This is a genomic window from Microbacterium hominis (genome assembly GCF_013282805.1).
Lineage (GTDB): Bacteria > Actinomycetota > Actinomycetes > Actinomycetales > Microbacteriaceae > Microbacterium > Microbacterium hominis_B.
Genome location: NZ_CP054038.1, coordinates 2,982,104 through 3,006,629 on the forward strand (window position 1 = coordinate 2,982,104; position 24,526 = coordinate 3,006,629).

20 protein-coding genes are annotated in these 24,526 nt (G+C 72.0%); 10 read left to right on the forward strand and 10 right to left on the reverse strand.

Annotation, left to right across the window (positions count from 1 at the left end; translation table 11 throughout):
- The first annotated feature begins 35 nt into the window (after positions 1–35).
- The 4 genes from HQM25_RS17630 to HQM25_RS13530 are packed head-to-tail and all read left to right on the forward strand — an operon-like array spanning position 36 to position 5,042.
- A complete protein-coding gene (locus tag HQM25_RS17630) occupies positions 36–911 on the forward strand; it encodes a hypothetical protein (RefSeq protein ID WP_217275148.1) in 876 nt (291 codons plus the stop codon).
- 32 nt (positions 912–943) lie between these two features.
- Entirely contained in the window at positions 944–2,122 is a 1,179-nt protein-coding gene (locus tag HQM25_RS13520; RefSeq protein WP_172990710.1) for an acyltransferase family protein, read from the forward strand.
- Positions 2,119–3,417 carry a hypothetical protein gene (locus HQM25_RS13525; protein WP_172990711.1) on the forward strand — a complete coding sequence of 433 codons (1,299 nt, stop codon included), beginning with the start codon at positions 2,119–2,121 and terminating at the stop codon, positions 3,415–3,417. The genes HQM25_RS13520 and HQM25_RS13525 overlap by 4 nt, the downstream gene beginning before the upstream one ends.
- Positions 3,418–3,440: 23 nt before the next feature.
- Positions 3,441–5,042 carry a lipopolysaccharide biosynthesis protein gene (locus tag HQM25_RS13530; protein ID WP_172990712.1) on the forward strand — a complete coding sequence of 534 codons (1,602 nt, stop codon included), beginning with the start codon at positions 3,441–3,443 and terminating at the stop codon, positions 5,040–5,042.
- Positions 5,043–5,075: 33 nt separating this feature from the next.
- Here HQM25_RS13530 and HQM25_RS13535 read toward each other — a convergent pair whose 3' ends face one another.
- The 6 genes from HQM25_RS13535 to HQM25_RS13555 form a co-directional block, all read right to left on the reverse strand.
- Positions 5,076–6,065 carry a formylglycine-generating enzyme family protein gene (locus HQM25_RS13535; protein ID WP_172990713.1) on the reverse strand — a complete coding sequence of 330 codons (990 nt, stop codon included), beginning with the start codon at positions 6,063–6,065 and terminating at the stop codon, positions 5,076–5,078.
- A 944-nt stretch (positions 6,066–7,009) separates the two neighbouring features.
- A complete protein-coding gene (locus tag HQM25_RS13540) occupies positions 7,010–8,758 on the reverse strand; it encodes a S8 family serine peptidase (RefSeq protein ID WP_172990714.1) in 1,749 nt (582 codons plus the stop codon).
- Positions 8,755–9,297 carry an acyltransferase gene (locus HQM25_RS13545; RefSeq protein ID WP_254359347.1) on the reverse strand — a complete coding sequence of 181 codons (543 nt, stop codon included), beginning with the start codon at positions 9,295–9,297 and terminating at the stop codon, positions 8,755–8,757. The genes HQM25_RS13540 and HQM25_RS13545 overlap by 4 nt, the downstream gene beginning before the upstream one ends.
- Positions 9,294–10,625: a wax ester/triacylglycerol synthase family O-acyltransferase gene (locus HQM25_RS17880; protein WP_254359349.1), complete on the reverse strand. Its 1,332-nt coding sequence runs from the start codon at positions 10,623–10,625 to the stop codon at positions 9,294–9,296. Before HQM25_RS17880 ends, HQM25_RS13545 begins: the two co-directional genes overlap by 4 nt.
- Entirely contained in the window at positions 10,622–11,554 is a 933-nt protein-coding gene (locus HQM25_RS13550; RefSeq protein ID WP_172990716.1) for a glycosyltransferase family 2 protein, read from the reverse strand. Before HQM25_RS13550 ends, HQM25_RS17880 begins: the two co-directional genes overlap by 4 nt.
- Positions 11,541–12,653, reverse strand: a complete 1,113-nt coding sequence (locus HQM25_RS13555; protein WP_172990717.1) for a glycosyltransferase family 4 protein — start codon at positions 12,651–12,653, stop codon at positions 11,541–11,543. Before HQM25_RS13555 ends, HQM25_RS13550 begins: the two co-directional genes overlap by 14 nt.
- Positions 12,654–13,055: 402 nt before the next feature.
- On the opposite strand from HQM25_RS13555, the gene HQM25_RS13560 reads away from it, so the two are divergent.
- From HQM25_RS13560 to HQM25_RS13585, 6 genes are read left to right on the forward strand one after another with little or no spacing between them, the layout of a single operon-like run.
- Positions 13,056–13,949 (forward strand): hypothetical protein, encoded by an 894-nt coding sequence (locus HQM25_RS13560; protein ID WP_172990718.1) that lies wholly within the window; start codon positions 13,056–13,058, stop codon positions 13,947–13,949.
- A 42-nt stretch (positions 13,950–13,991) separates the two neighbouring features.
- Positions 13,992–15,662 (forward strand): O-antigen ligase family protein, encoded by a 1,671-nt coding sequence (locus HQM25_RS13565; RefSeq protein ID WP_172990719.1) that lies wholly within the window; start codon positions 13,992–13,994, stop codon positions 15,660–15,662.
- Positions 15,659–16,525, forward strand: coding sequence for a glycosyltransferase (locus tag HQM25_RS13570; RefSeq protein WP_172990720.1), 867 nt, complete (start codon positions 15,659–15,661; stop codon positions 16,523–16,525). The genes HQM25_RS13565 and HQM25_RS13570 overlap by 4 nt, the downstream gene beginning before the upstream one ends.
- Positions 16,522–17,409 (forward strand): SGNH/GDSL hydrolase family protein, encoded by an 888-nt coding sequence (locus tag HQM25_RS13575; protein ID WP_172990721.1) that lies wholly within the window; start codon positions 16,522–16,524, stop codon positions 17,407–17,409. Before HQM25_RS13570 ends, HQM25_RS13575 begins: the two co-directional genes overlap by 4 nt.
- Positions 17,406–18,347, forward strand: a complete 942-nt coding sequence (locus HQM25_RS13580) for a glycosyltransferase (RefSeq protein WP_172990722.1) — start codon at positions 17,406–17,408, stop codon at positions 18,345–18,347. Before HQM25_RS13575 ends, HQM25_RS13580 begins: the two co-directional genes overlap by 4 nt.
- Positions 18,348–18,363: 16 nt before the next feature.
- On the forward strand, positions 18,364–19,371 hold the full coding sequence (locus HQM25_RS13585) for a glycosyltransferase family 2 protein (protein ID WP_172990723.1): 1,008 nt from the start codon (positions 18,364–18,366) through the stop codon (positions 19,369–19,371).
- 218 nt (positions 19,372–19,589) lie between these two features.
- Here the strand turns inward: HQM25_RS13585 and HQM25_RS13590 are convergent, their stop codons facing one another.
- The 4 genes from HQM25_RS13590 to HQM25_RS17980 form a co-directional block, all read right to left on the reverse strand.
- Positions 19,590–20,759 carry a glycosyltransferase gene (locus HQM25_RS13590; RefSeq protein WP_172990724.1) on the reverse strand — a complete coding sequence of 390 codons (1,170 nt, stop codon included), beginning with the start codon at positions 20,757–20,759 and terminating at the stop codon, positions 19,590–19,592.
- A gap of 132 nt (positions 20,760–20,891) precedes the next feature.
- Entirely contained in the window at positions 20,892–22,424 is a 1,533-nt protein-coding gene (locus HQM25_RS13595) for a sugar transferase (protein ID WP_172990725.1), read from the reverse strand.
- A 200-nt stretch (positions 22,425–22,624) separates the two neighbouring features.
- Positions 22,625–23,821 (reverse strand): glycosyltransferase, encoded by a 1,197-nt coding sequence (locus HQM25_RS13600; RefSeq protein ID WP_172990726.1) that lies wholly within the window; start codon positions 23,819–23,821, stop codon positions 22,625–22,627.
- Positions 23,818–24,387, reverse strand: coding sequence for an acyltransferase (locus HQM25_RS17980; protein WP_302182819.1), 570 nt, complete (start codon positions 24,385–24,387; stop codon positions 23,818–23,820). Before HQM25_RS17980 ends, HQM25_RS13600 begins: the two co-directional genes overlap by 4 nt.
- Positions 24,388–24,526 lie beyond the last annotated feature (139 nt).

Here is a 24,526-nt window from a genome sequence, read left to right on the forward strand (position 1 = left end):
CGTGCAGCAGTGCGGACGATGGGAATGGGGAACACATGAAGGCGGTAGGCAGACGCTCCATCACGACCGGTATCGCCGCGACGATCCTGGGCGGATCACTCGCCGTGACGAGCGCGCTCCCGGCCGCGGCCGACATCGTCGGTGACGTATCGGTCACCTTGGAGTTCACCACCTCGGGAGTGGACATCGACGTCTTCACCCAGAACCTCTCCGACGTGCCCGCGTGGGGATCGGCATCCGTCACGGCTCCCGACGGCACGGTCTACTCGTTCGGTCCGAGCCGATACGAGGCCGGCGAGGTGCGCACGTACTCGGTGACGCTCGGCCCGCACACCTGCGCCAACCTCGCCGAGGCCTCCGCGATCGCGTGGGGCTTCGCGACGGCGTCCGACACCACGCCCGTGTGGACCACCGGCACGGTCAGCTATCCCGACCCTCGCGTCACCTTCATCGGCTGCGACACGGAGCCCGGCCCGACGCCTCCCATCACGCCGACACCGACGCCCACCGTGACGCCCACGCCCACCCTGACGCCCACGCCGACCGTGACGCCGACGCCCACGCCCACGCCGACGCCGACGCCGACGCCGACGCCGACGCCGACGCCGACGCCGACGCCGACGCCCACGCCCACGCCCACGCCGACGCCGCAGGGTGGCGTGCCCACACCGACTCCGACACCCACGGTCACGCCCACCCCCACGGTCACGCCCACCCCGCAGGGCGGCGTGGTCACACCGACGCCGAGCCCGACCGCCAGCGGCGGCACCCCCGTTGCAGGTTCCAGCGATGGCGGCGGGGGTGCGCTGGCGGCGACCGGCATGACGATCACCGGAGCCATCGGCGCGGGCCTCGCCGCCCTCATCGCGATCGCCGTCGGCACCGCCTTCCAGCGACGTCGCAGGGCCTGACCGGGTCGCACCGCGAACGGAACCCGGCGCTCATGGCAGCTCCTCCGGTCTCCCGCATCGAATGGATGGACGTCCTTCGAGGAACGTCGATCGTGCTCGTCGTGTTCAACCACGCGGTGCTGTTCACGGGAACGAGCGCGCTGGGAGCGCCCGAGGCCGCGTGGATCGCCAACACGGTCTTCGCACCGGCGCGCATGCCGCTCATGGTCTTCCTCTCCGGACTCCTGGTCGCCCCGTCGCTGGCGCGCGGGTGGCAGAGGTTCGCCGCCGGCAAGGTGCGCCGCGTGCTCTGGCCGTACCTGGTGTGGTCGGCGATCGCGATCGGACTGCTCTACGCGTTCGGACTCCGCGAGGGCGTGATCGGCGGCGTCACCGAGCACACGGTCAGCGCCGCCGACCTCCTGCTGCCGCTGTACGACCCGGTCGAGCACCTGTGGTTCCTCTACGACCTGTTCTTCTTCTACCTGATCGCCCTGGTCACGGCCCGCGTCCCGCCACTGTGGATCGCGGGGGCGGCGCTGCTGGCGGCGGCGATCGTGCCGGACTTCGGCGTTCGCCGCTTCACGCTGTTGCTCGCGTTCTTCATGGTGGGCGTGTGGTTCTCACGGCATCCCGGATCGCTCGAGCGGGTTCTCACGGCCAAGTCCGTGCTGTGGGCGGGCGTTGCGGTCGCGGCACGCTGGGTGCTGTGGGGCGGCGTCATCCTCACCCTCGGCACCGTCGCGGCCGCCGCGCTCGGCGTCGGCCTGCGCTACAGCGCGCTCTCGGCCCCGTTCGCCGCCGGCTCCATCGTGATCGCCATCGTGCTCGCCCGGCGCTGGGGCGGTCTGCGGGCCTTCCGCCCCCTGCGCGCCGTCGGCCGCGACAGCCTCGTCTTCTACATCGTCCACTGGTGGCCCACATCGGCCGGAGTCGCCCTCGGCGGCCTGACCGGCAATGCCTGGATCGCGCTGGTGTGCGGGATGGCGGGCGGCCTCGGCGCGGGCGTCGCGACGGTGTGGATGCTTCGCCTCGCGCCCCCGCTGAACATCCTCTTCGCGTGGCCGGCGCGCCCGCCGCGGCCGCTGACCGCAACGTCGGTCACAACGCCGGCCACGACGCCGGTCACGACGCCGGTCACGACGCCGGCCGCCGAGCACCGCGCGGACGCCGATGCCCGTCCCACAGATCCCGATCCAGCAGCCACCCATGATGAAAGGGGCGTGACATGACCAGCACCCGAGAACCGAATCCGCTGAGCCGGCGGGCTTTCGTGCGCCTGGCCCTGGCCACCGCACCCGCGGCTGCCTTGGCTGCGTGCGCTGCAGAGCCGACCGCGCAGTCGGCGCCGTCTCCGACGGCATCCACTCCCACACCGACGTCGACCTCCACTCCCACGATCGGGTCGCCCGCGGCGCTCTCGGCGCGGCCGGCGGTGATCCGCTCCTTCGGCCCCAACGGCACGCACTGGCCCTCCCACACGCCGTGGGTGGGTGAGACGATCCCCAAAGTGGTCGAGGTGGCGTGCTCGTGGTCGGCCATCGCCACGGCGATCAAGGCCGTCACCTCCAGCCAGGCCGCCGCAGGCGTGCACATCACGGTGCGACCGGGAACCCTTCCCGGCGTGGGCGCCTCCTCGGGCTCGACCGCGGTGCTGCAGAACGTCGGCAACGCCGCGTGGACGAAGAACGTGCTCGTCTCGCCGCGCGACGGCTGGGGCACGGTGAAGATCGGGGACGCCGCGCGGCTGCGCGACGTGCGCGGCGTGACCTTCGCGCGCATCGACGGCACCGACGTGCTCCTCACCAACTGCACGCGCACCGCGTGGGCGCAGTCGAAGATGAGCAAGGGGCTGCGCATGGCCTCCTCGTACGGGGCCACGACGACCGGCTGCGGCGCGTACGAGATCGTGATGTCAGGCGCCAAGGCGGACATCGCCGATCCGCTGGGATACGCGGCCGGCAAGGGCTGCGTGATCAAGGACTGCGTGTGGGAGGGATGCTACTGCGCGCCCGTGTTCCGCCCGACGGGCGCCGACGACCACGTCGACAGCCTGCAGATGTACGGGTCGGGCTGGTACCGCGGTCTGACCGTGCGCGACACGACGTTCTTCGGCTCCCTCAACTGCGCGCTCCAGATCGGCGGGATGCGCACCGACGACCCGAACAAGGGAACGCCCTTCCTCACGGTCGACCACTGCATCCTCACCTCGCAGGCCACCGCGATGCGGGTGCGCTACCCGAAGCCGTCGAACGCCGACACGCCGAAGCTCACCCAGGCGATCAACGGCATCGGCGAGCCCGGACAGCTCCACGCGAAGGACTCCTACATCTTCGGGTCGATGTACCGCAGCCAGTGGGGCACGGTGTCGAACACGCGCGTCTCGTACGCGGACGCGGCCTCGCGGAACCCGGTCGCCTCGGGCAGATGGACGGTCGACACCGGCATGGACTCGTGGACGGCCGCCGACTTCGACCGCCTCACCCCGACCCCGACCGATGCGTACCTGAAGAAGATCTGGTCATGACGTGACGACCCGAGAGGGATGAGATGAGCGCTCCGGGCAACCTCGCGCACCGCGCGTCGCGCGGCATCGCCGTGACGATGGGCGGCATGTGGGGAAAGACGCTCATCCAGATGGCGGCGATCATGCTGCTCGGGCGCCTCCTCTCGCCCGAGGACTTCGGCCTGGTCGCCATGGTGACCGCGATCTCGGGGATCATCGACCTCGTCCGCGACTTCGGGCTCACCGGCGCGATCATCCAGGCGCGGGAGATCTCGGAGCGCGCGTGGCGGAGCCTGTTCTGGCTGGCCCTCGGGCTCGGCACGCTCATGGGAGCGATCCTCGCGGCGTGCGCCCCGCTCATCGCGGTGCTGTACGACGAGCCGCAGCTGGTGCTCATCACCCTCGTCATCGCGCCGAGTCTCATCGTGAACGGACTGTCGATGCCGTTGCAGGCCCGCGCGACGCGGGAGCTGCGCTTCGCGATGCTGGCCCGCATCGACGTCGTGTCGATGGTGGGCGGGGTGATCGTGGCGATCACCGCGGGCCTCCTCGGCTGGGGGTACTGGGCGCTCATCCTGCTGGTCGGCACGGGGATCATCGTGCGATTGGTCATGCTGTGGGCGGCCGTCCGTCCGTCGCCCGGCTGGCCCCGCATCCATCGGGATGTCGTGCCTCTGGTCACCCGCGGCGGGAGCATCTTCGGCGCCGAGCTGCTGAACTACATCGAGCGCAATGCCGACACCGTCATCATCGGCCAGCAGCTCGGCCCTGCCGTGCTCGGCCAGTACTCGCGCGCCTACGCCCTCTTCCTCATGCCTTTGCAGCAGCTGAACGGGCCGATCGGCCGCGTCGCCCTGCCGGTGCTCAGCAAGCTGCAGGACGACGCCGACCGCTACCGCCGGTACATCCGCGGTGCGCTGCTGGTGATCGGCTACCTCACCCTCCCGACGTACGCGATCCTCGCCACCATCTCGGGGCCGCTGTTCGCGATCCTCCTCGGCCCGGGGTGGGACGAGGCCGCCATGCTCTTCAGCATCCTCGCGATCGCCGGCATCGCGCAGGGCATCGGCAAGGTGCGCGGCTGGCTGTTCATCACGATGGGCCGCTCGCACCAGCAGCTCCTCTACGACCTGGTCGCGCGGCCGCTCGTGGTCGCCGGCTTCGTCTTCGGCATCTGGTGGGGCGGCATCGTCGGACTGACGGTCACCTACGGCGTGCTGTCGGCGCTGCTGCTGATCCCCGGGTTCGCGTTCGCGATCCGCGGCACGTTCGTGAAGGCCGGCGACATCATCTACCCGGTGCTGCGCCCGCTGGTGTTCGCGCTGCTCGCCTTCGGCGCCGCCTTCGCCGCGACCCGCGCGGTCGACCTCATCGCGATCTTCGAGATCCTCGTGGGCGGCGCCGCGGGCGTGCTCGTGCTCGGCCCGCTGCTGCTGATCCCCGCCTACCGCCGCGACTTCGCGCAGATCATGGGCTTCGTGAAGCAGATGCGCAAGCCCAAGGGCGGGAAGGATGCCGCGGCCGACGCGCCTTCGCCCGCGGAGTCCGCGCTCGTCGAGGAGGGGCTCCGAATGGATGCCGCGACCCCGGCCGAGCTGCGCGATGCCGAGGTCGCCGCCGAGCGCATCGAGCACCCGGGACGCTGACCTGCGGCACCTGGTGGGGCGAGACCGCGGGCCTCAGAGGCCGACGGTGCGGAAGCCGGCGTTGCCCATCGACGAGTCGGGGGTGTTCTGCGAGCGCGCGGAGTTGCGGTAGCGATTGCAGTACGAGTCGTGGCACAGGTGACTGCCGCCCCGCAGCACACGGGCCTGGCCCTGCGGCGGTCCGGTCGGATTGCGGCGCGGCGAGATCGCGTAGTAGCCCGGATCGAACCAGTCGGCGCACCACTCCCACACGTTGCCGACGGGCTGCCACAGTCCGTACCCGTTGGGCGCGTACGTGCGCACCGGCGCGGTGGTCAGGTAGCCGTCGTCGAGGGTGTTGGTCCGCGGGAACACGCCCTGCCAGATGTTGGCGCGCCACGTGCCGCCCGCGTCGGGCCGCTCGTCGCCCCACGGATACGTGCGCGCCTCCAGTCCGCCCCGCGCGGCGTACTCCCACTCCGCCTCGGTGGGAAGCCGCCGCCCCGCCCAGGCACAGTACGCCAGCGCGTCGGTGTGGCTCACGTGCACGACCGGGTGGTCGCCGAGACCGTCGAGGTCGGAGTCGCGACCGCCCGGATGACGCCAGTCCGCACCGCGGACGCCGGCCCACCAGGGCGTGCCCGCGGCCGGGCCCATGATGTCGCCGGGAGGAGCCGCGAGCGCGAGGTGGAACACCGCGGAGAAGCCGAACGTCTCCGCCTCGGTGCGGTACCCGGTGTCGGCGACGAAGCGCGCGAAGTCGTCGTTGGTCACCGAGGTCGCGTCGATCGAGAAGCCGTCGAGCTCGACCTCGTGCTGCGGCACCTCGCCGTCGCCGGGGTTGCGGTCGCCCGACGAGTCGCCCATGGTGAACGTCCCGGCCGGCACAAGGGCCTGCTCGATGCGGTGACGGCCGCCCGTCGCGGGCGCGGTGGGCGCGGCATCCACTCGGGAAGTGAGCGCGACGAACTGCTCCCGCGACGGAGCGCCGCAGCCGCACGCGTCACCGCAGCCGGCCTCCGGGATCGCGTCGTCGTTGCCCATCGCTCGATCCTACGCGGGCCCGCGCGCCGCTGATTTCGGGGGTCACATGCTGCGACATCACACGAGTGGATGCCGCGCGCAGCGCCCCACGAACCACACCGCCCCGATCCGCCCGACCTTCGGGGGTCACCTGCTGCGACATCACACGAGTGGATGCCGCGCAGCGCGCCCCACAAACCACCCCACCCCGATCCGCCCGACCTTCGGGGGTCACATGCTGCGACATCACACGAGTGGATGCCGCGCGCAGCGCCCCACAAACCACCCCACCCCGATCCGCCGTGCCTTCGGGGGTCACCTGCCGCGACATCACACGAGTGGATGCCACACGACGCGCCCCACAAACCACCCCGCCCCGATCCGCCAGACCTTCGGGGGTCACCTGCTGCGACATCACACGAGTGGATGCCGCACGACGCGCCCCACAAACCACCCCGCCCCGATCCGCCAGACCTTCGGGGGTCACCTGCTGCGACATCACACGAGTGGATGCCGCGCGCAGCGCCCCACGAACCACCCCGCCCGATCCGCCGTGCCTTCGGGGGTCACCTGCCGCGACATCACACGAGTGGATGCCACGCAGCGCGCCCCACGAACCACCCCGCCCGACCCGCCGCGCCCTCGGGGGTCACGTACTGCGGCGCCAGCCGAGTGGATGCCGCACGACGCGCCCCACAAACCACCCCACCCCGATCCGCCGCGCGCTCGGGGGTCACGTACTGCGGCGCCAGCCGAGTGGATGCCGCACGACGCGCCCCACAAACCACCCCACCCCGATCCGCCGCGCCCTCGGGGGTCACGTACTGCGACATCACCCGAGTGGATGCCGCACGACGCGCCCCACAAACCACCCCACCCCGATCCGCCGCGCCCTCGGGGGTCACGTACTGCGACATCACACGAGTGGATGCCGCACGCAGCGACCCCCGAAGATCCTGGGGAGATCAGTTGCGGAGGGTGAGGGTGATCGTCGGGCTGAGTCCGGTGTTGCCGGCGGCGTCGGTGGCCCGCGCGTGCACCGGGTACGTCGCGTTCGGATAGTTTGCCGACGGCAGCGTCGCCCGCCAGGTGCCGTCGGCCTGCCGCGCGAGGGTGCCGAGGCGCGTCGAGCCCGACCACAGCGTCACGCCGGTCACGCCGACGTCGTCGCTCGCGGACACGACCACGGTCACGTTGCCCGACACGGTCGATCCGCTGGTGGGGGACGTGATCACGGCCGTCGGCGCCTGCGTGTCCGGCGCCGGCGTCGGCGTCGGGGTGGGCGTCGGACTCGGAGAGGGCGTCGGACTCGGACTCGGCGTCGGCGTCGGCGTCGGACTCGGCGTCGGACTCGGCGTCGGACTCGGCGTCGGCGTCGGACTCGGCGTCGGACTAGGCGTCGGCGTGATCGGAGGCGCCGACCCCGACGGCACGGTCGAGGCGAGCCAGCCGTAGTACCGGCCCGAGACCGGGCTCAGCGGATCGCCACCGAACCGCTGACCGCGCGTGGTCGCCGCCGTCTGCGCCTGGCTCTCGAGCACGTCGAACACCTGGTCCGGGGTGCGGCCGGCGCACGAGCCCTCGTCGAAGCACGCCAGGACGACCCCCGACATCACGGCAGCCGCCATCGAGGTGCCCGAGGCGATGTAGCCGTACCGATTGCCCTTCTTGGTCGTGTAGGGACAGGTGCCGGGCGCCGCGATCGTGTGTCCACGATCAGCGGCGGACACCGCCCAGTTGCTCTTCGGGTTGATGTTGTCATCGGCGGGCGCGGTCGACTCCGTGCACGCGCGCGGGGCGAGCGAGCCGGGCCGGCCGTCGTAGTCGGCCATGTTGGTGACCGTGATCACTTCGTCGTAGTTGCCCGGCGAGTACTCCGCGAGGTCGCGCGTCGAGTTCCCCGCCGCGGCGACGATCACCACGCCGTCATCGACGAGTGCGCAGATCGCCTGGTGGATCGGATCGCCGTTCGTGAAGCCGCAGTCGCCGTCATCGGGCTGTTTGAACTGCATGCTCATGTTCATCACGGCGATGTCGTAGCGCTCGTGGTTCTCCATGACCCACTCGAGCCCGCACATGAGGGTGGCGAGAGTCCCCTGCAGCTTGCTGTCGAGCACCCGCACCGACGTGATCGGCGCGCCCGCGGCGACGCCGACCAGTCCCACCGTGTTGTTGATCGCCGCCGCGGCGCCCGCGACCCCGGTGCCGTGTCCATTGGCATCCGTTCCATCGCCCGTGTCGAAGCAGTTGATCTGCCGTGCGACGTTCAGGTCGGTGTGCTCGCTCACGCCGGAATCGATGATCACGAGGCCCGGGCCGCCCCAGGCGCCGGCCGTGGGCGCGCTCGTCGGAGGAAGATCGGCCTCCACCGTGCCGATCGCCGGCGTGATCGTCTGCGCCGCGCCCGTGACCACCGTGTTGGCCGCGATCCCCCGCACCCCCGACGACGCGCGCAGCGCCGCCAGTTCGGCCGACGTCAGCGACCCGGAGAACCCCTTGACGACGCTCGTGTACACGGCGTCGGGCGGCGTCGACAGGCCTGCGATCGCCGCGTCGAGGGCGCCCGGCGAGCGGAAGCTCACCGTGTAGTCGCCCGCGGGCTCCGCCGCCGATGCGGCCGCGGAACCACCCCCCAGCAGCGCGACGGCCATCGCCGCGCTGACCAGAAGCCCGGCGGTGCGATGCCGGGCCCCCCCATCGTGTCCCCACTTCATGCCCTTTCGTCTCCCCCTGACGGGCGCTCGCCGATCACGCGTGCCGGAACCCCTCCGGCGATCGCGAACGCAGGAACGTCCTTGGTCACGACGGCGCCGGCGGCGACGACCGCTCCCTCGCCGATCGTCACCCCCGCCAGCACCACGACATTCGCGCCGAGCCACGCTCCGGCGCCGATCACCACGTCGTCTTCGACCTTGGGCTGATCCATGATGGGCACGGGTCCGCGTTCGATCCCGTAGTTGGATGCCGTCACCATGACATGCGGCGCGAAGAGCACCTTCTCGCCGATGTCGATACGGCCCCTCGAGTTGCCCGCCCACAGGAGGCTGAACTCGCCGATGTGCGTGCCGGCGCCGATCGTGATCCGCTCCGCGTTGCGGAACGACACGTTCGGGGCCATCGACACGCCTTCTCCCCGCTGGAGCAGGCGCACCTGCCGCACGAAGGAGTAGCTGCTGAAGTGCGCGAGCCGCAGGGCCTGCGCGTACGTGCGCCAGTCCAGGATCGACCGCAGCGCGTCGCGCCCCCGGCTCACGCGGCGGCCCGCTTCGCGGCGGGCGCCGGCACGAAGGTGAGCGCCTCGCGCAGCGATGCCATGAGCGCGGGCAGGTCGACGGTGTCGCGCACGGTCACGCTGATCACGAGGTCGCGGCGGTAGGCGCATGCGAGCACCGCGACCTCGTCGCGCGGGTCGCCCGCCGGCCACCCCGTGACCGTCTGCACCGCCGCGGCACCGGCGAAGAAGCGCTCGGCCATCCCCCACGTCATCGACGTGGCGTAGCCCAGCTGATCGGCCGGACCCTCGACGACCGAGCCGCCGGCATCCACGGCGAACTGCACCTGCGCACGCACGCTCGGCACGATCTCCTCGAGGGTCGCCGACCCCGGCACGCTCACCTTCACGACGCTGATGGCGTTGCGCACCCGGTCGTCGCCGGCACCGCGTCGCGAGATCGGCACCAGCAGCGACACGGTCTCGCGCCCGGGCCGCTGCGCGGCCATCGCGTGCAGGGTGGCCGCCGCGACGAGGTCGTTGACGGTGCCGCCGAGCTTGTACGCCCGCTTGGTGGCGCCGGTGAGGTCGACGACACCGTACGCCGACACGCGCCCGGCGCCGGCGCCGCCCACGGTGCCGGACCGCCGCAGAAGCGCGTTCTTGAGCGGCCGCAGCAGGCGTCCGCCCCACCGCCGAAGGCGCATGCGGAACGGCTTGCGCGAATACGCCCGCCACATCGCGCCGACGCCGTCGTGCCGCGCCCGCCACTGCGCGAACGCGAGACTCAGCACCTCGAGTCCGCCGCGCGGCGGGATGCCGAGCGCGGCGCGTTCGGCATCCCCGGGCTCCGGCGGGTCGGCCAGCGGCGCGGTCCCCGCCAGCACCTCGCCGATGCGCAGGCCGTAGAGCGCGTCGCCGACGACGTGGTGGTACCGCATGATCACGGCGACGCGGCCGGAGTCGAGCTCGACGAACTCGAGGTCCCACAGCGGTCGCTTGAGGTCCATCGTGGGGCTCAGCCGCCCCGTGAACAGCTCCACGCGGGTGGGGTCGTCGGGCTCGATGCCGTCGCGGAAGCGCACGTGGTGATCCAGGTCGATCGCCGCGACCGGCACCCACGCGGGGGTCGTGAGGCGCAGCGGCGTGTACACGAGGCGCTGGCGCATCGCCGGGGCGAACCAGCTGAGCTTCTCGATGCGACGGCGGATCGCTGCGCGATCGAGCGTCCCGTCCGGGCCGCGCAGGGCGGCGGCATCCACGATCACCGTCGCCGCGGCCTGCATCGCCGCGAACGTCACCTCGTTGGCCACGTACTTCTCGTCGAGCGAGCTGATCAGCTCGGCCGTGCGGGCAGGGGCGCCGTTCATGATTCATCACCGCCGGAGGAGGTCGACACGTTCAGGGTGATCGGCTCCGGCGGGTGCTCGTCGACGAACACCCGTCCGGTCAGCGGGAAGCGCATGGCGGTCAGGGCGCCCCGGCCGAACCCGCGCAGCATCGCGAGGTCGGCCGAGCGGCGCCGCGCGTTGGAGCGGAACCGCCACACCCGCGAGATCGTGCGCTTGACGACGATCGCGATCATCGTCGCGCCCACGCGCGGGTGCATGCGCACCCACTTGGCTGCCAGCGCGCCGAGCCCGAGGCCGTACCCCCGGTGCAGCTCGGTGTACGCGCCGCCTTCGCGGGTGTGCACGTGGTGCACCACGCACGCCGGGTCGAACACGATCGCGGCGCCGTCGTCGAGGATGCGGCAGAAGATGTCGAGGTCTTCCGCCCCGGCGAGCGCGCGTCCCGCCCCGAGCACCGGGTCGAAGCCCCCGAGGGCGACCACCCGCTCGCGGCGGAAGCCCATGATCGCGCCGTGTCCGGCATCCAGTCCCTCGATCGTGCGGGAGAAGCGACGCGAGGGCCGCGAGGTGCCCGCGCCGATGAGGGTGTGGTCGAGCATGCGGCCGGTGACGCACCCGACACCCGTGTCGTCGAACTGCGCGAGGAAGGGGTCGAGCCAGCCCTCGACGGCCGCGCAGTCGTCGTCCGTGTAGACGATGATCGGGCGGGAGCTCGCCTCCAGCGCGACGTTGCGCGCGATCGAGAGGCCCTTGACGTCGGTGCGCACGTAGTCGACGCCGGCGTCGCGGGCGACCTCGCGCGTGCGCCAGGTGGTCGATGCCGAGTCGACGACGAGGATCTGCACCCCGGGCGGGGTCACCGAGGTGAACGAGGCGAGCGCGGTGGAGAGCATCTCGGGTCGCTCGCGCGTGCAGATCGCGAGCGTGACATCCTCAGGCCGGGGCATGGTCGCGCACGCTCCCCCGGGCAGGATCGCGCAGAGCGGCCGCGACCTCGTAGGCCTCGATCAGGCGCTCGGCCGCCGCGGCCCAGCTGAGCTGGTCGGCCGCAGCCTGTGCAGCCGCGCTCATCGTCTCCCGCACCTCGGGCTGGGCGACGAGCAGATCGAGGTGACGGGTGAGGGTGGCCACGTCGCCCACCTCGTGCGTGAGGCCGGTGACGCCCTCTTCGAGCAGGGCGCCGGCGGCGGTGGAGACCAGCGGCACGCACCCGGCGACCTGCGCCTCGTACGTGACCAGCGCACTCCCCTCCTCGATCGAGGGCAGCAGCATCACATCGGCGGTGGCGAGCGCCGCCAGCGGATCGGTCGTGACCCCGCGCACCTCGACGCCGGGGTGATCCAGCAGCGGGGCGAGATGGGCGGCGTAGTCGGGGTCGAGAGCGCCGTAGACGAGGAACCGGCCGGTCTGCGCCGCGGCCGAGTCGCGCCACGCCCGGAGCGCGGTGTGGAGCCCCTTGCGCGGATCTCCGCGCCCGAGGAACACCGCCGTGAAGGGACGGGATGCCGCGCCGGGCGCATCCCGCGCCGGAAGCTCGGCGATCGTGCACCCGTACTGCGTGCGCAGCAGCCGCCGCGGGTCGAACCCGCGGTCGAGGAACGTGCGGGCGACCGCGTCGCTGGGAACGAGCAGCGCGGTCGCGGCCTCCCACTCGCGCTCTTCGGTGGCCAGGCGCTTCGCGTCGGCGGTGTGGCTGGCTCCGGCGCGCGGGGTCAGTCCCAGCGCGGCGTACTCCGCCGCCACCACCTCGTACGCGTGCGCGGTGTGGGTGTTCGGCACCTCCCGCAGACCCGGGATGCCGCGCCGGCGCGCCGCGAGGAACGTGCGCTCCGACGCGAGCGGCCAGGCGTGCACGACGTCGACGTCCTTCTTGCGCACCAGCAGAGAGGCGACGTAGTCGTGGTAGCGCAGCGCGCGGTCGCGGCCGAGCGCGCGGTGCGGGATGCGACGCCCGCCGACGGCGAGGGTCGAGCGCGTCGAGGCCGCTCCCTCCACCGGCCGGACGATGGATGCCGCCACCACGTGCACCCGCACTCCGGCGCGCACGAGCTCGTTGGCCTGGTTCCATGCCGTCCAGCCGATCCCCGGAGCACCGAGGGCGTGCGGAAAGCTGTACAGGACTGCCAGAACGCCACCTCCCCCAGTTCCGCTGCGCTCACGGGCCCCGCGGGAGCATTCCGTCCCCGTGCGATCCCGCGGTTCTGGCTCCCACTCTGAGCGGGCGCGCGGGAGGGGCACAACCCGCTCGGGGGAATGTCGCCCACTCTTTACACCCGCGCAACATTGGCACGTGGCGGAGTTAACAATCGGGGGCGACGATGGTGACACGTCTCGACGTCGGCCGTCGTTCCTTGGGGTCTGTGGAACAGCCGGTGCAAGACCGCCCGATGAGGTGCTGGGGGATCCACGGGCGCGCGCGCCCGGACCACACAGGGAAAGAGGTGTCTGATGGACACTCCGAAGTATCTGCAGGTGTTGTGGGGCTACAAGTGGCTCCTTCTTTTCGGAGCCGTCGTGGCGGGGGTGGCGGCGTTCTTCGCCGGCTTCACCGTCGTGAACGGGGAGGTGACTCCCCGGGCGGAGAAGACATGGAGCGCGGCCACGACCATGCTCCTGACCAGTCCGACCTCGACGCTGTTCCAGGCCGAGGTGCCCGGTGTTCCGATCGAGCAGGGCACCTCCGACCCGCAGGTCACCGACCTCGCCGAGAACGCGCTCGTCTACGCGTACATCATCTCCAGCGACGCGCTGCAGGACTCCGTCGAGGCGAGCATCGGCACGCTCGACGACGAGACCGAGGCCATCTCGGCCCTGCGCCGCACCACCCAGCCCACCGGCGACGAGCGCTTCCCCGGCCGCTACGATCTCCCCGTGCTCGAGGCGGTCGGCACGGCCGCGACGGCCGAACGGGCCGAGGAGATCTCGCAGACCGCCGCCGACGAATTCGTCGCCTACCTGGTCGCCCAGCAGGACACGCAGGAGATCGCGCCCGAGCAGCGGGTGCAGGTCGAGATGCTGGGCCTGAACCCCGCCGTCGAGGGCGACTCGTCGAACCCGGCGATCCCCGTCGTCGTGACCTTCTTCGGCGTCTTCCTCGCCTTCGTGGTGCTGGCCTTCTCGATCGCGGGCATCCGCGGGAAGTCGGCGCGACGCAAGGCGGCCAAGGCCGAGGCCGCCGCAGCGGCCGCCGCCGCGAGCCCCGCCGAGGCCACCCCCGACGCCGCCGACGAGCTCCCGCTCGACGACCTCATCGCCGAGGAGGATCGCGAGCTGGTCTCGACGGGCGCGTCCTCGCGCAGGGCCAACCGGCCACCCCGCGACGACGACGGCGAGGGCGCGTAGCGCCACGCCGGCACCGGACACGACGGCTCCCACGGATCCACCGTGACGATCGACACCCCTCCCGCCACGCCCGCACCCGACGGCGCGAACGCCGCCGCGCGCGGCGCCGGCCGAGTGGATGCCGCACCCGCGGCATCCACTCCCCCGTCCCTCACCGCCCGCCGCGTGCTGCTCGTCGCCGGAATCGCGCTGCTGTTCGCGGCGATCGTCATCGCCTCGGTGATCCTCCTGCCGCCGATCGCGACCGGCGCAGCGCTCCTGGGCCTGTCGCTGGTGATCCTGCTGCGCCGCATCCTGTTCACCTGGCCGGCTCTGCTGTTCCTGCTCGCGGCGACGATCATGTTCATCCCGGCGCGCCGCTACGCCCTGCCGATCCCGCTGCCGTTCGCCCTCGAGGCCTACCGGCTCATGATCTTCGTCGCGATCATCGCGGTGGGCCTGGCCTTCCTGTTCGACCGGCAGCGCCGCTGGCGCCCGATCGCGTTCGGATGGCCGCTCGGGATCTTCCTGGCGACGCTGCTCGTCTCGTTCATCGCCAACGGCACGCGCCTGGTCGAGGAGGGGCTCGCGACGACGTCGCTCTCCGGCTTCTTCCAGCTCGGCGTGCTCCTGTCGGTCTTCGTCAGCGTGCGGCAGATGCTCACCAGCGAGCGCATGGTGACCGGCTTCCTCATGCTGCTGGCGTGGTCGGCGACCATCGTCGCGTTCTTCGCCATCATCGAGCGCGTCGCCCGCACGAACGTCTTCCTCATGCTCGCCAACTTCCTGCCGCTGGTGGTGCTGCGCGAAGACGGCGGCGACGCCACGCGCGCCGGCGTCAACCGAGCGTACGGCTCGGCGCAGCATCCCATCGCCCTCGCCGTCATGCTGTGCATGATCATCCCGCTGCTGATCTACCTGGCCAAGTACGCCATCTGGCCGCGCAACATCTGGAACCGTCGCATCGCCTATGGCCTGGCGACCGTGATCGTGTTCGGCGGGATCGTCGCGGCGATCTCGCGCACCGCGGTCGTGGTGATGGGCGTCATGTTCCTCATCGCGCTGCTGCTGCGCCCGAAGATCGCGGGGATCATCGTCGCGTTCGCGGTGCCGATGCTGCTGCTGGCGATGTTCGTCGTGCCGGCGCAGGTGGACTCGATGCTGCTGTCGTTCTTCGATGTCGACACGCTGATCGCCTCGCAGTACACCTCTGCCGGGATGCGGGGTGCCGGCCGCCTCGCCGACCTCGAACCGGCGATGGCCGAGGTGCAGCAGGCGCCCTTCTTCGGACAGGGCTTCGGCTCGCGGATCGTCGTCGGCGACGACGCGAACTCGTTCATCCTCGACAACCAGGTGCTGAGCGTGCTCATGGAGGCGGGCGCCCTCGGCGTCGCCGGCTACGCGGTCTTCATGCTCGCGCCGGTCGTGATGCTGCTGGTGTTCGCCTTCCGCGACGCGGCCGAGGTGCGCCACGCCTCGCTCGCCCTCACGATCGCGACGTCGCTCGCCGGCTACAGCGCGGCGCTGTTCTTCTTCGACGCGTTCGGGTTCTTCCAGTCCTTCCTCGTGCACATGATGCTGCTCGCGGTGGGCGCGTGGGTGCTCACCGAGACCCCGCGGCGCCCGCGCGGCGCGGGTCTCGCTGCCGAGGTGGATGCCGCGCCTGCCGGCCCGGAAGGCGCCCGCCTCGACGCGCCCGTCGCCGGGTCCGCGACCGCGGAGGGCACGCCATGACCGCCCGCTCCGGCGCCGCGCTGAGCGTCGTGATCCCCGCGCACGACGAAGCCGGGGTGATCGACCGCGTGCTGACCGCGCTCACCGAACACTCCCGGAGAGACGAGCTCGAGATCGTGGTGGCCGCCAACGGCTGCACCGACGCCACCGCCGCGCGGGCGCGGTCGTACCAGGGTGTGCGCGTTGTCGAGGTCGAGACGGCGTCGAAGATCGCGGCGCTCAACGCGGGCGACGAGGAGGCGCTGACCTTTCCCCGGGTGTACCTCGACGCCGACGTGCGCATCGCCCCCGAGGCGCTGTTCGCCCTGGCCGAGGCGCTCGAGCGCGACGGCATCGAGATCGCCTCGCCGCGCCTGGTCGTCGACACCTCCGCCGCCTCCTGGGCCGTGCGACAGCACTACCGGATCTGGGAGCTCAGCGACTACCGCCGAAGCGGCCACATCGGGTCGGGCGTCTACGCGCTCTCGGCCGACGGCCGCGCGCGCTTCGGGCGCTGGCCCGAGGTCATCGCCGACGACCGGTTCGTGCAGCAGCTCTTCCTCCCGGCCGAGCGCACGACCCTCGCGGACCACTCGTTCACCGTGCGCAGCGCCGCCGACATGCGCACGCACCTGCGCCGCTCGGTGCGCATCGCGCGGGGCAACGCCGAGCTGCCCGCGACCCTGCAGCAGGCCGACGGGCCGAGCGCGGCATCCCGCAGCCATCTCGTACGGCGCGTGGTGCGGCATCCCTCGCTCTGGGTGCCCTTCGGCGTGTACTGCGTGAGCTGGACCCTGCCCAACCTGCTGGCCCGGCGGGAGATCGCCCGCGCGAGCACCGCCACGTGGAATCGAGACGAGATGAGCAGGGTGAGCCCGACATGACGCGAACCGCACGCACCTCCCGGCGGGCGCTGACCGCCCTGACCGCCTTCGCCGTGAGCGCGGCACTGCTCATCGGCTGTGCGGCGGCCGCGCCCGAGCCGGGCCCGGTCGACCTCAGCGAGATCCCCGCCGCGCCGGGACTCAGCGACGTCACCGTGGTGGGCGCGCTCGGTGATTCGATCTCGCTCGGCGTCAACGCCTGCGCCGAGCCCGGTCACTGCTCCGCCGCGAGCTGGGCCACCGGCGACGATCCCGCCGTCGGCTCGGTCGCCATGCGCATCGGCGAGGTGGCCGGCGCCTTCCCCGAGGTCGTCAATAAGGCCAAGGACGGCGGCACCGTCGCCGACGCGCTCGCCCGCGTCGACGAGGTCATCGCCGCCGACCCCGGTCTCGTGCTGATCCTGCTCGGCGGAAACGACGTGTGCGACGCCGATGTGAGCGGTATGACGACGGTGGACAACTTCCGCATCGCGTACGGCAATCTGCTCGCGAAGATCCACGAGGCGCTGCCCGACACGCAGATCCTCGCCATGTCGATCCCCGACCTGTACCGGCTCTGGGAGATCGGACATGTGGATGCCACGGCGGTGGGCCGCTGGGATCAGAGCCCCTCCTGCCGCAACCTGCTCGGCGACGCCCAGGCCATCGACGAGGAGAGCGTGGCCCGGCGCGACGCGGTGGCACTGCGCACGCAGGAGCTCAACGCCGTCATCGCCGAGGTGTGCACCGCCGAGGTGTCGTGCGTCAGCGACGGCGGGGCCGTCTACGCCTACGAGTTCGCGCCCGACCAGATCTCGAGCATCGACTACTTCCACCCGTCGGTGGCCGGCGAACAGGCGATCGCCGAGCTCGCCTGGAACGCCCTGCAGGAGGCTGCGACATGACGACGCTGCTGGTCGCGATCTCCGGCGGGCACCTCACGCAATTGACCATGCTCGCCCCGCGGGTCGCGGATGAGGACGTGGTGTGGATGACCAACGACACCCCGCAGAGCCGGTCGCTGCTCGAGGGCCAGACGGTCTACCACGTGCCCACCCGGCCGCCGCGCGACTACGCCGGTGTCATGGCGGACACCCGCATCGCCCAGCGGGCGCTGCGCGATCACCGGATCGATCGCGTCATCAGCACCGGAGCGCAGATCGCGCTGTCGGCGCTGGTGCCGGCATCCACCCGGCGCCTCCCCTTCACCTACATCGAGAGCGCGACGCGCGTCACCGGCATCTCGGCCACCGGCAAGGTGATGGAGCGAGTGCCGTGGGTCGAGCGCTACGTGCAGTACCCGCACGCGGTCAACGACAAGTGGCGGTACGCCCTGTCGGTGTTCGACGGCTTTCGCGTGGAGCCGGTCGAGGATCCGGCGCCTATCTCGCGGGCCGTCGTGACCGTCGGCGGCAACGGCGACTACGGGTTCCGCCGGCTCATCGACGGGGCCCGCAGGGCGCTGGATGCCGTGCCCGGTGACGTGGAGACCCTGTGGCAGGTGGGTTCCACCGACGTGTCGGACCTGCCGATCGACGCCGTCGACTCCCTGCCGTCGGCACGCCTGAACGCGGCGCTGAGGGAGGCCGACGTGGTCATCGGCCACGCCGGCACCGGCACCGCACTGGCGGCGCTGGCCGCCGGCAAGGTGCCCGTGCTCTCACCGCGGTCGGTGTCGTTCGGCGAGCACGTCGACGGGCACCAGCACGACCTCGCCGCCTTCCTCGCCGACCGGGGCCTGGCCGTGGTGGCAGAGCCCCAGGCCATCAGCCCCTCGGTGCTCGACACCGCCCGCCGGTGGCGGGCCGCGCGCGCCGCCGACCTCGAGACCGTGGCCCTCTAGGGCCCTAGGAGCGATCGTGTCCGAGCATCACGCGGGGTCCCCGCATCCCGTCGATCCCCTCCCGCCCGCCGCCGATGTGACGGTGGTGATCGTCAACTTCAACACGCGCGACGACACCGTGGCCTGCGTCGGCTCGGTGCTCGCGACCCGCGGCGACCTCGATGTGCACGTCGTGGTCGTCGACAACGGCTCCGTCGACGGCAGTGTCGACGCCCTGCGCGCGGCCCACCCCGGCATCCATGTCATCGAAGCGGGCGAGAACCTCGGGTTCGCGCGTGCGGTCAACCGCGGCGCCGCCGTCGCGGAGGGCGAGTTCGTGCTGCTGCTGAACCCCGACGCGCTCATGCTCGAGGAGTCGCTGCCCGCTCTCGTCTCCTTCGCCCGCGACAACCCGCAGTACCGCGTCTTCGGCGGCCGCACCCTGCGGGGGGACCTCACCCTCGAGCCGTCCTCGTGCTGGGGAGCGCCGTCGCTGTGGTCGCTGACGATGTACGCCACGATGCTCTCGACCGTGTTCAAGCGCTCGCGCCTGTTCGACCCGGAATCGCTCGGCCGATGGCCGCGGAACACGATCCGCGAGGTGCCGATCATCACGGGGTGCCTGCTGCTGATCTCGCGCGACGACTTCGCCGAGCTCGGCGGCATGGACGAGGACTTCTTCCTCTACGGCGAAGACGCGGAGTTCAGCATGCGCGCCGCCGCCCACGGCATGACGCGGCTCGTCTACCCGCCGGCGGCGATCATCCACACCGTGGGCGGGTCCTCGGCGGGCAGCTCGAAGGGGTCGATGGTGCTGGCGGGCAAGGTCACCTACCTCCGCAAGGTGTGGAGGCCGCGACGCGCGGCCGCCGGCGTGCTGCTGCTGAAGACCGGCGTCGCGGTGCGCGCGGCGCTCGAGCAGGTGACGGGTCGCCGTCGCGGCGCCTGGACGACCGTGTGGCGCCGCCGCCGCGACTGGGAGCAGGGCTACCCGCACGCCGAGGCGGCCCTGTTCGGGCGCCCCGTCCCCGCCCCCGCCGGCTGAGCCGCCCCGGGCGGCCCCGGCCGCGCAGAACTCCGGAGTTTCTGGCGCGATCCGCGCGAATCGGCCACCCACCACGCCGATCGGCACGGTTCTTCCGGAGTTCTGCACCCCGCGGCCCGCGGCCGGAGTTCTGCGCCCCGGCCCGCGGCCGGCCCCCGCCCCCGCCGGCTGACTCCGCCGCCCCGCGGCCGCGGCCCGGGCCCGCACACGTCGCCCCGCTACGCGGCCGCAGGCACCCGCTCGTTCAGACCGCTCGCGGTGCGGTCGCGCGCGGTCACTCCCGCCCCGATCCACTCCCGCACGCGGGCGATGAAGTTCTCGATGTCGAACTCCGCCGCGCGCGCCTGCGCCGCTGCGGACGACAGCGATTCGACGCGCTCGACCGCCGCGCGCACCTCGAACGGATCGTCGGGGTCGACGTGGAATCCGGTGACCCCGTCGATCACCGACTCCGCCGCTCCCCCGGTGCGGTTCACGATCACGGGGCAGCCCGCGGCCATCGCCTCGACGGGCACGATGCCGAAGTCCTCGACGGGCGGGAAGACGAACGCCAGCGCCCGCTGGAACAGGGCGCGCATCATCTCGTCCGAGACGAACCCGAGCAGGTGCACGGGCACCGAGGCGGCGGCGGCGAGCGCCTCGAGATGCGCCCGCTCCGGCCCCGTGCCGGCCACGACCACGGGGATGCCGAGCCGGTCGCCCATGCGCACCACTTCGTCGTGCCTCTTGTACGGCACGAGCCGCGAGGCCGCCATGAGGAATCCGCGCTCGGGCAGCGCGGCGAGCGTCGCCTGCTCCTCGGCCGTCAGGCGTTCCGCCCATCGGCCACCTGCGATGATGCGGTTCGCGTGCACGGGCGGATAGATGACGCGGGCGTCGCGCTCCCACGACCGGATGATCCGGCGCCGCACGAACATGCTGTTCGCCGCGAGATCGCCCGAGTGCGCGGCCGCTCGCCTGTCGGAGGCTTTCAGCGCGGCGCGGGCGGGCGCGAGCGCCGCGCCCTTGCCGCGTCCGTCGAGATCGGGTTCCCACAGGTACCGCGCCGGCGTGTGCACGTACGAGAACTTGGGCACGCCGCGCGCGCGGGTGCCGAAGTCGCAGTGGTGCGCGAACACGTAGCTGCTGGTGAGCACCCAGTCGGGCCGTTCGGCCACCCCGGCCATGCGCCACGTGGCGGGCATGAGCGGAAGTCCCAGGGCCTTGTGCTTGCGCAACGGCGTGCGCGACATCCACGACTCGCTCACCCCCGTCGCCGAGAATCGGCCCGGGTCGTCGCTCCACAGTGCGTACACGCGCGAGTCGGGCAGTGCGATGCGGAACGCGTCGAGCACCTGCTCGGCGCCGCCGGAGCGTTCGATCCATTCCTGAACGATGAGACCTGACATGTCCTCGAACCCCCAATAGTTCGGTGGAGCTGTTTCGGTGGTGCTTCGTACGGTGGCGAGGTGGCGAGGTGGCGAGGTGGCGAGGTGGTGAGGTGGAGCTGGAGAGGGAGTGGATGCCGCGCCGCGGCGTCCTCAGTAGGCGCCGTCGCTGCGCACGACGGCTTTGACGGTCTTGGCGAGCACGATGATGTCGCCGGTGATCGACCAGTTCTCGACGTAGTAGAGGTCCAGGCGCACGCTCTCCTCCCAGGAGAGGTTCGAGCGGCCGTTGACCTGCCACAGTCCCGTGATGCCGGGGCGGGTGAGCAGGCGCCGGCTCACGTGCGCCTCGTACTGCTCGACCTCCGCCGGCAGCGGCGGGCGCGGCCCCACGAGGCTCATGTCGCCGCGCAGCACGTTCCACAGCTGCGGCAGCTCATCGAGGGAGTACGCTCGCAGGAACGCGCCCACGCGGGTCACGCGCGGGTCGTCCTTCATCTTGAACAGCACGCCGTTGCCGTCGCTCTGCGCCTGAAGGTCCGCCAGTCGCGCCTCGGCGTCGGTCACCATCGAGCGGAACTTCAGCATCGTGAAACGCGAGCCGTGCGCGCCCACGCGCTCCTGCCGGAAGATCACGGGGCCGGGGCTGTCCAGGCGCACCGCCAGCGCGATCGCCGCGAACACGGGCGCGAGCAGGAGCAGGGCGACCGAGACCAGCGACACGTCGAACAGCCGCTTCACCGCGTGGCTGTACCCGGAGTACTGCGGCAGGTCGACGTGCACCATCGGCAGGCCGTTGATCGGGCGCATGTGAATGCGGGGGCCTGCCACGTCGGTGAGTCTCGACATGAGGATGAGCTCCACCTGCGAGTTCTCCAGCTCCCACCCGAGCCGCCGGATCGCCTCGTTGCCGCCCGGGAGCCCGCCCGCCACGATCACCGCGCGAGCGCGCCGGCGCTTGGAGACCGCGGCCACCTCGTCGAACGGGATGAACGGCATCGCGCGCACCGACGACGCGGGACGGGTGGATGCCGCGGGCCGGCCGCCCGGCACGCTCACCGCGATCGCGCGGTAGCCCACGCGGTAGTTGCGGCGCAGCTGGTGCAGGACGCGCAGCACGTCCTCCTGCCCGCCCACGACGATCGCCCCGGTCATGCAGCGGCCCACGAGGCGCATCCGGTGCAGGGAGGTGCGCCACACCGCCCGCGACACGATCAGCAGCGCGAGACCGAGCGGCAGCGCGATCGCGAGGTAGCCGCGCGCGATCTCGAGCTGGCCGAGGAAGGCGACGATCGCGAACACCCCGAACGTGCCGAGCGTGGCCTGCAGCACCCGCTGGTACTCGACCATTCCGGTGCCGATGTTGCGCAGCATCCGGCTCCGCGTCGCCGAGAGGGAGACGAGCCAGATCGTCGCGAGCACGATGCTCATCACCCCGTACGCCACGTCGACGCTCGCGATGCCCGGCATCGTCGGTCCGAGGCCGGGGGCGCCGAAGCGCACGAGCTGGGCGACGTACACCGCGAGCGCGATGACCGCGGCATCGGTGGCCGCCATGCCCCACTGCAGCCGCCGGCGCCAGCCGAGCCGGCGCGGCTGTGGAGCGACCTCGGCGACGGTCGAGACGACCTCGCCGAGGTTCGGCGGAAGGGCGGCGGTGGAGCGGAACTCTAGAGCTGAAGACATCGTGCGAACCCCCAGGACGCAATCCAGGCACAGCAGGGCTCGCAAAAGCCCCTGTGCTCGCTGATTGCGACCCCCATCGCAGACCCCCACGCTAGCCCCGTGCCGGCGGGGCCCGCCAGCGTCGTCACCGGGTGTTTACACACCCTTCGCCCGCCGTGACACCCCCGAAACATCGGGAGCCGGATGCCGCGCCTGCCGCATCAGGCGCCGCGGGCGATCGCGATGATGCGCTCGTGCCGGGCGGCCCACGAGTTGGCCTCGACGAACGCGAGGCGTTCGGTCTCGATCGCCGGTCCCGCCGCGAGGGCGGCGTCGACGACGTCGACGAAATCCGCCACCGAGTCGGTGAGCGTCACGCGGTCGCTGATGCCGCGCACCGGCGGCAGATCGATCGAGAGCACCGGAAGTCCGGCGGCGAGGTATTCGTAGAGCTTGAGGGGGCTCATCGCCTCGGTCAGCGGCGTGCGCCGGTGCGCGACCAGGGCCACATCGCTGTTGCGCAGCGTGGCGATGAGCTCCGCCCGACCGACGCTCGGGTGCACGTGCACGTTCGGCAGCGCCCGCAGATCGGCGACGTACGCGGGGTCGGGCAGCGGGCCGAGGAGCACGGTGTGCACGTCGGGCCGCGCGCGCGCCAGCGCCGCGATGCCCGCGACGTCCAGGCGCCCGTCGAGGGTTCCCACGTACACCGCCCGGGGGTGCGGAATCTCCGCCATCCAGGCCGGCTCCTCGGGCTTCGGCCCCCGCCACTCCGCCGGCTCCACGCCGTTGGGCACGACCTCGTGCGGTCCGCTCGGGTCGATGCGTTCGATGATCTGCGACGAGACGGCCGCCACCGCGCGCCCCGAGGCGGAGATCCGCCGGTACGCCTCGCGGAAGGCCGGCCAGTACTCGCTGCGGCCGGGCGAGCTCAGCCAGTCGTCGCGCGCGAAGAAGGTCGTCTGGCGCGCCCAGTCGAACGGCGCGAAGCCGGCCACGAGGGGGTTGCAGGTGAGCACGACCGGGTCGACGAGCCCGCGCCGCAGGGCTTGACGCCGCAGCGCGCGGTCGTAGTCCGCGTACTCGCGTGCCACCTGCGCCGGCTCCAGCCGATCGGTGCGCCGCAGGCGCACCGGCGAATGCAGCCACACCCGCTCGCTGGCGGGGAACCGCACGTCACGATCGAGCAGGGGCGACACCAGCACCCGCGGCATCCATCGGAAGGGGTTGGCAACGAGCATCCGCCCCACCTTGTCGCTGCGCATGAGGCTCATCACGATGCGATCGGGCGGACGCATCATGCCGCGACGCGCGGCATCGGCGTAGGTCTCGAAGGAGAAGGTGAACACGACGTCGTCGACGGCTCCGGGTGTGATCGCGGCCTCGTCGGGCCGCACACGGGGCTCGGCTCCGCTCACTCGGGCACCAGCTCCCTCACCACGCGCGCGGGCACCCCGACGGCGACCGTGTGCGGCGGCACGTCGCGGGTGACCACCGAGTTGGCGCCGATCACCGCCTGCGCGCCGATCGTGACCCCCGGCATGACCACGACGTTCTGGCCGAGCCACGCGCCGCGCCCGATCCGCACGGGGCGGGCCTCGGTGATCGGCTGGTCGCGGATCGGCACGTCGGGCCGGTCGAAGCTGTGGCTGTGGTCGGAGATGTACACCCCGGCCGCGATGCCGACGGCCTCCTCGATGACGACGCTGCGCACCGCCGAGATCGACGCCCCGCGCATGCGCACCCGGTTGTGGATGACCAGCACCGGACCGGGCGTCTCGCGGGACGGCACCATCAGCCAGGTGCCGGCGGCGATGAGCACGTCGTCGCCGACGGCGATCTTGTCGGCGTTGGCGATCCGCGTCGGAAGCAGGATGCGCGAGCGTGCGCCGAAGCTGTGGAACCCGCCGGCCGCGATGCGGCTGAAGACGGAATCGCGCACGCGCTGCAGCGCGAGCAGACACCCCAGACCATTGACCCCCACGCGGTCAGAGTATGCCCCGCACCCGATTCCCGAGAGGCGGTGCCGGAGAGTTAACGCCGATGTAACAGCGTTGTCGCTTGTGTCGGACACGCTGGAGCGCAAGGGTGCCGCAGTGTCGCCGAAGGGTCTTTCCCGTCGG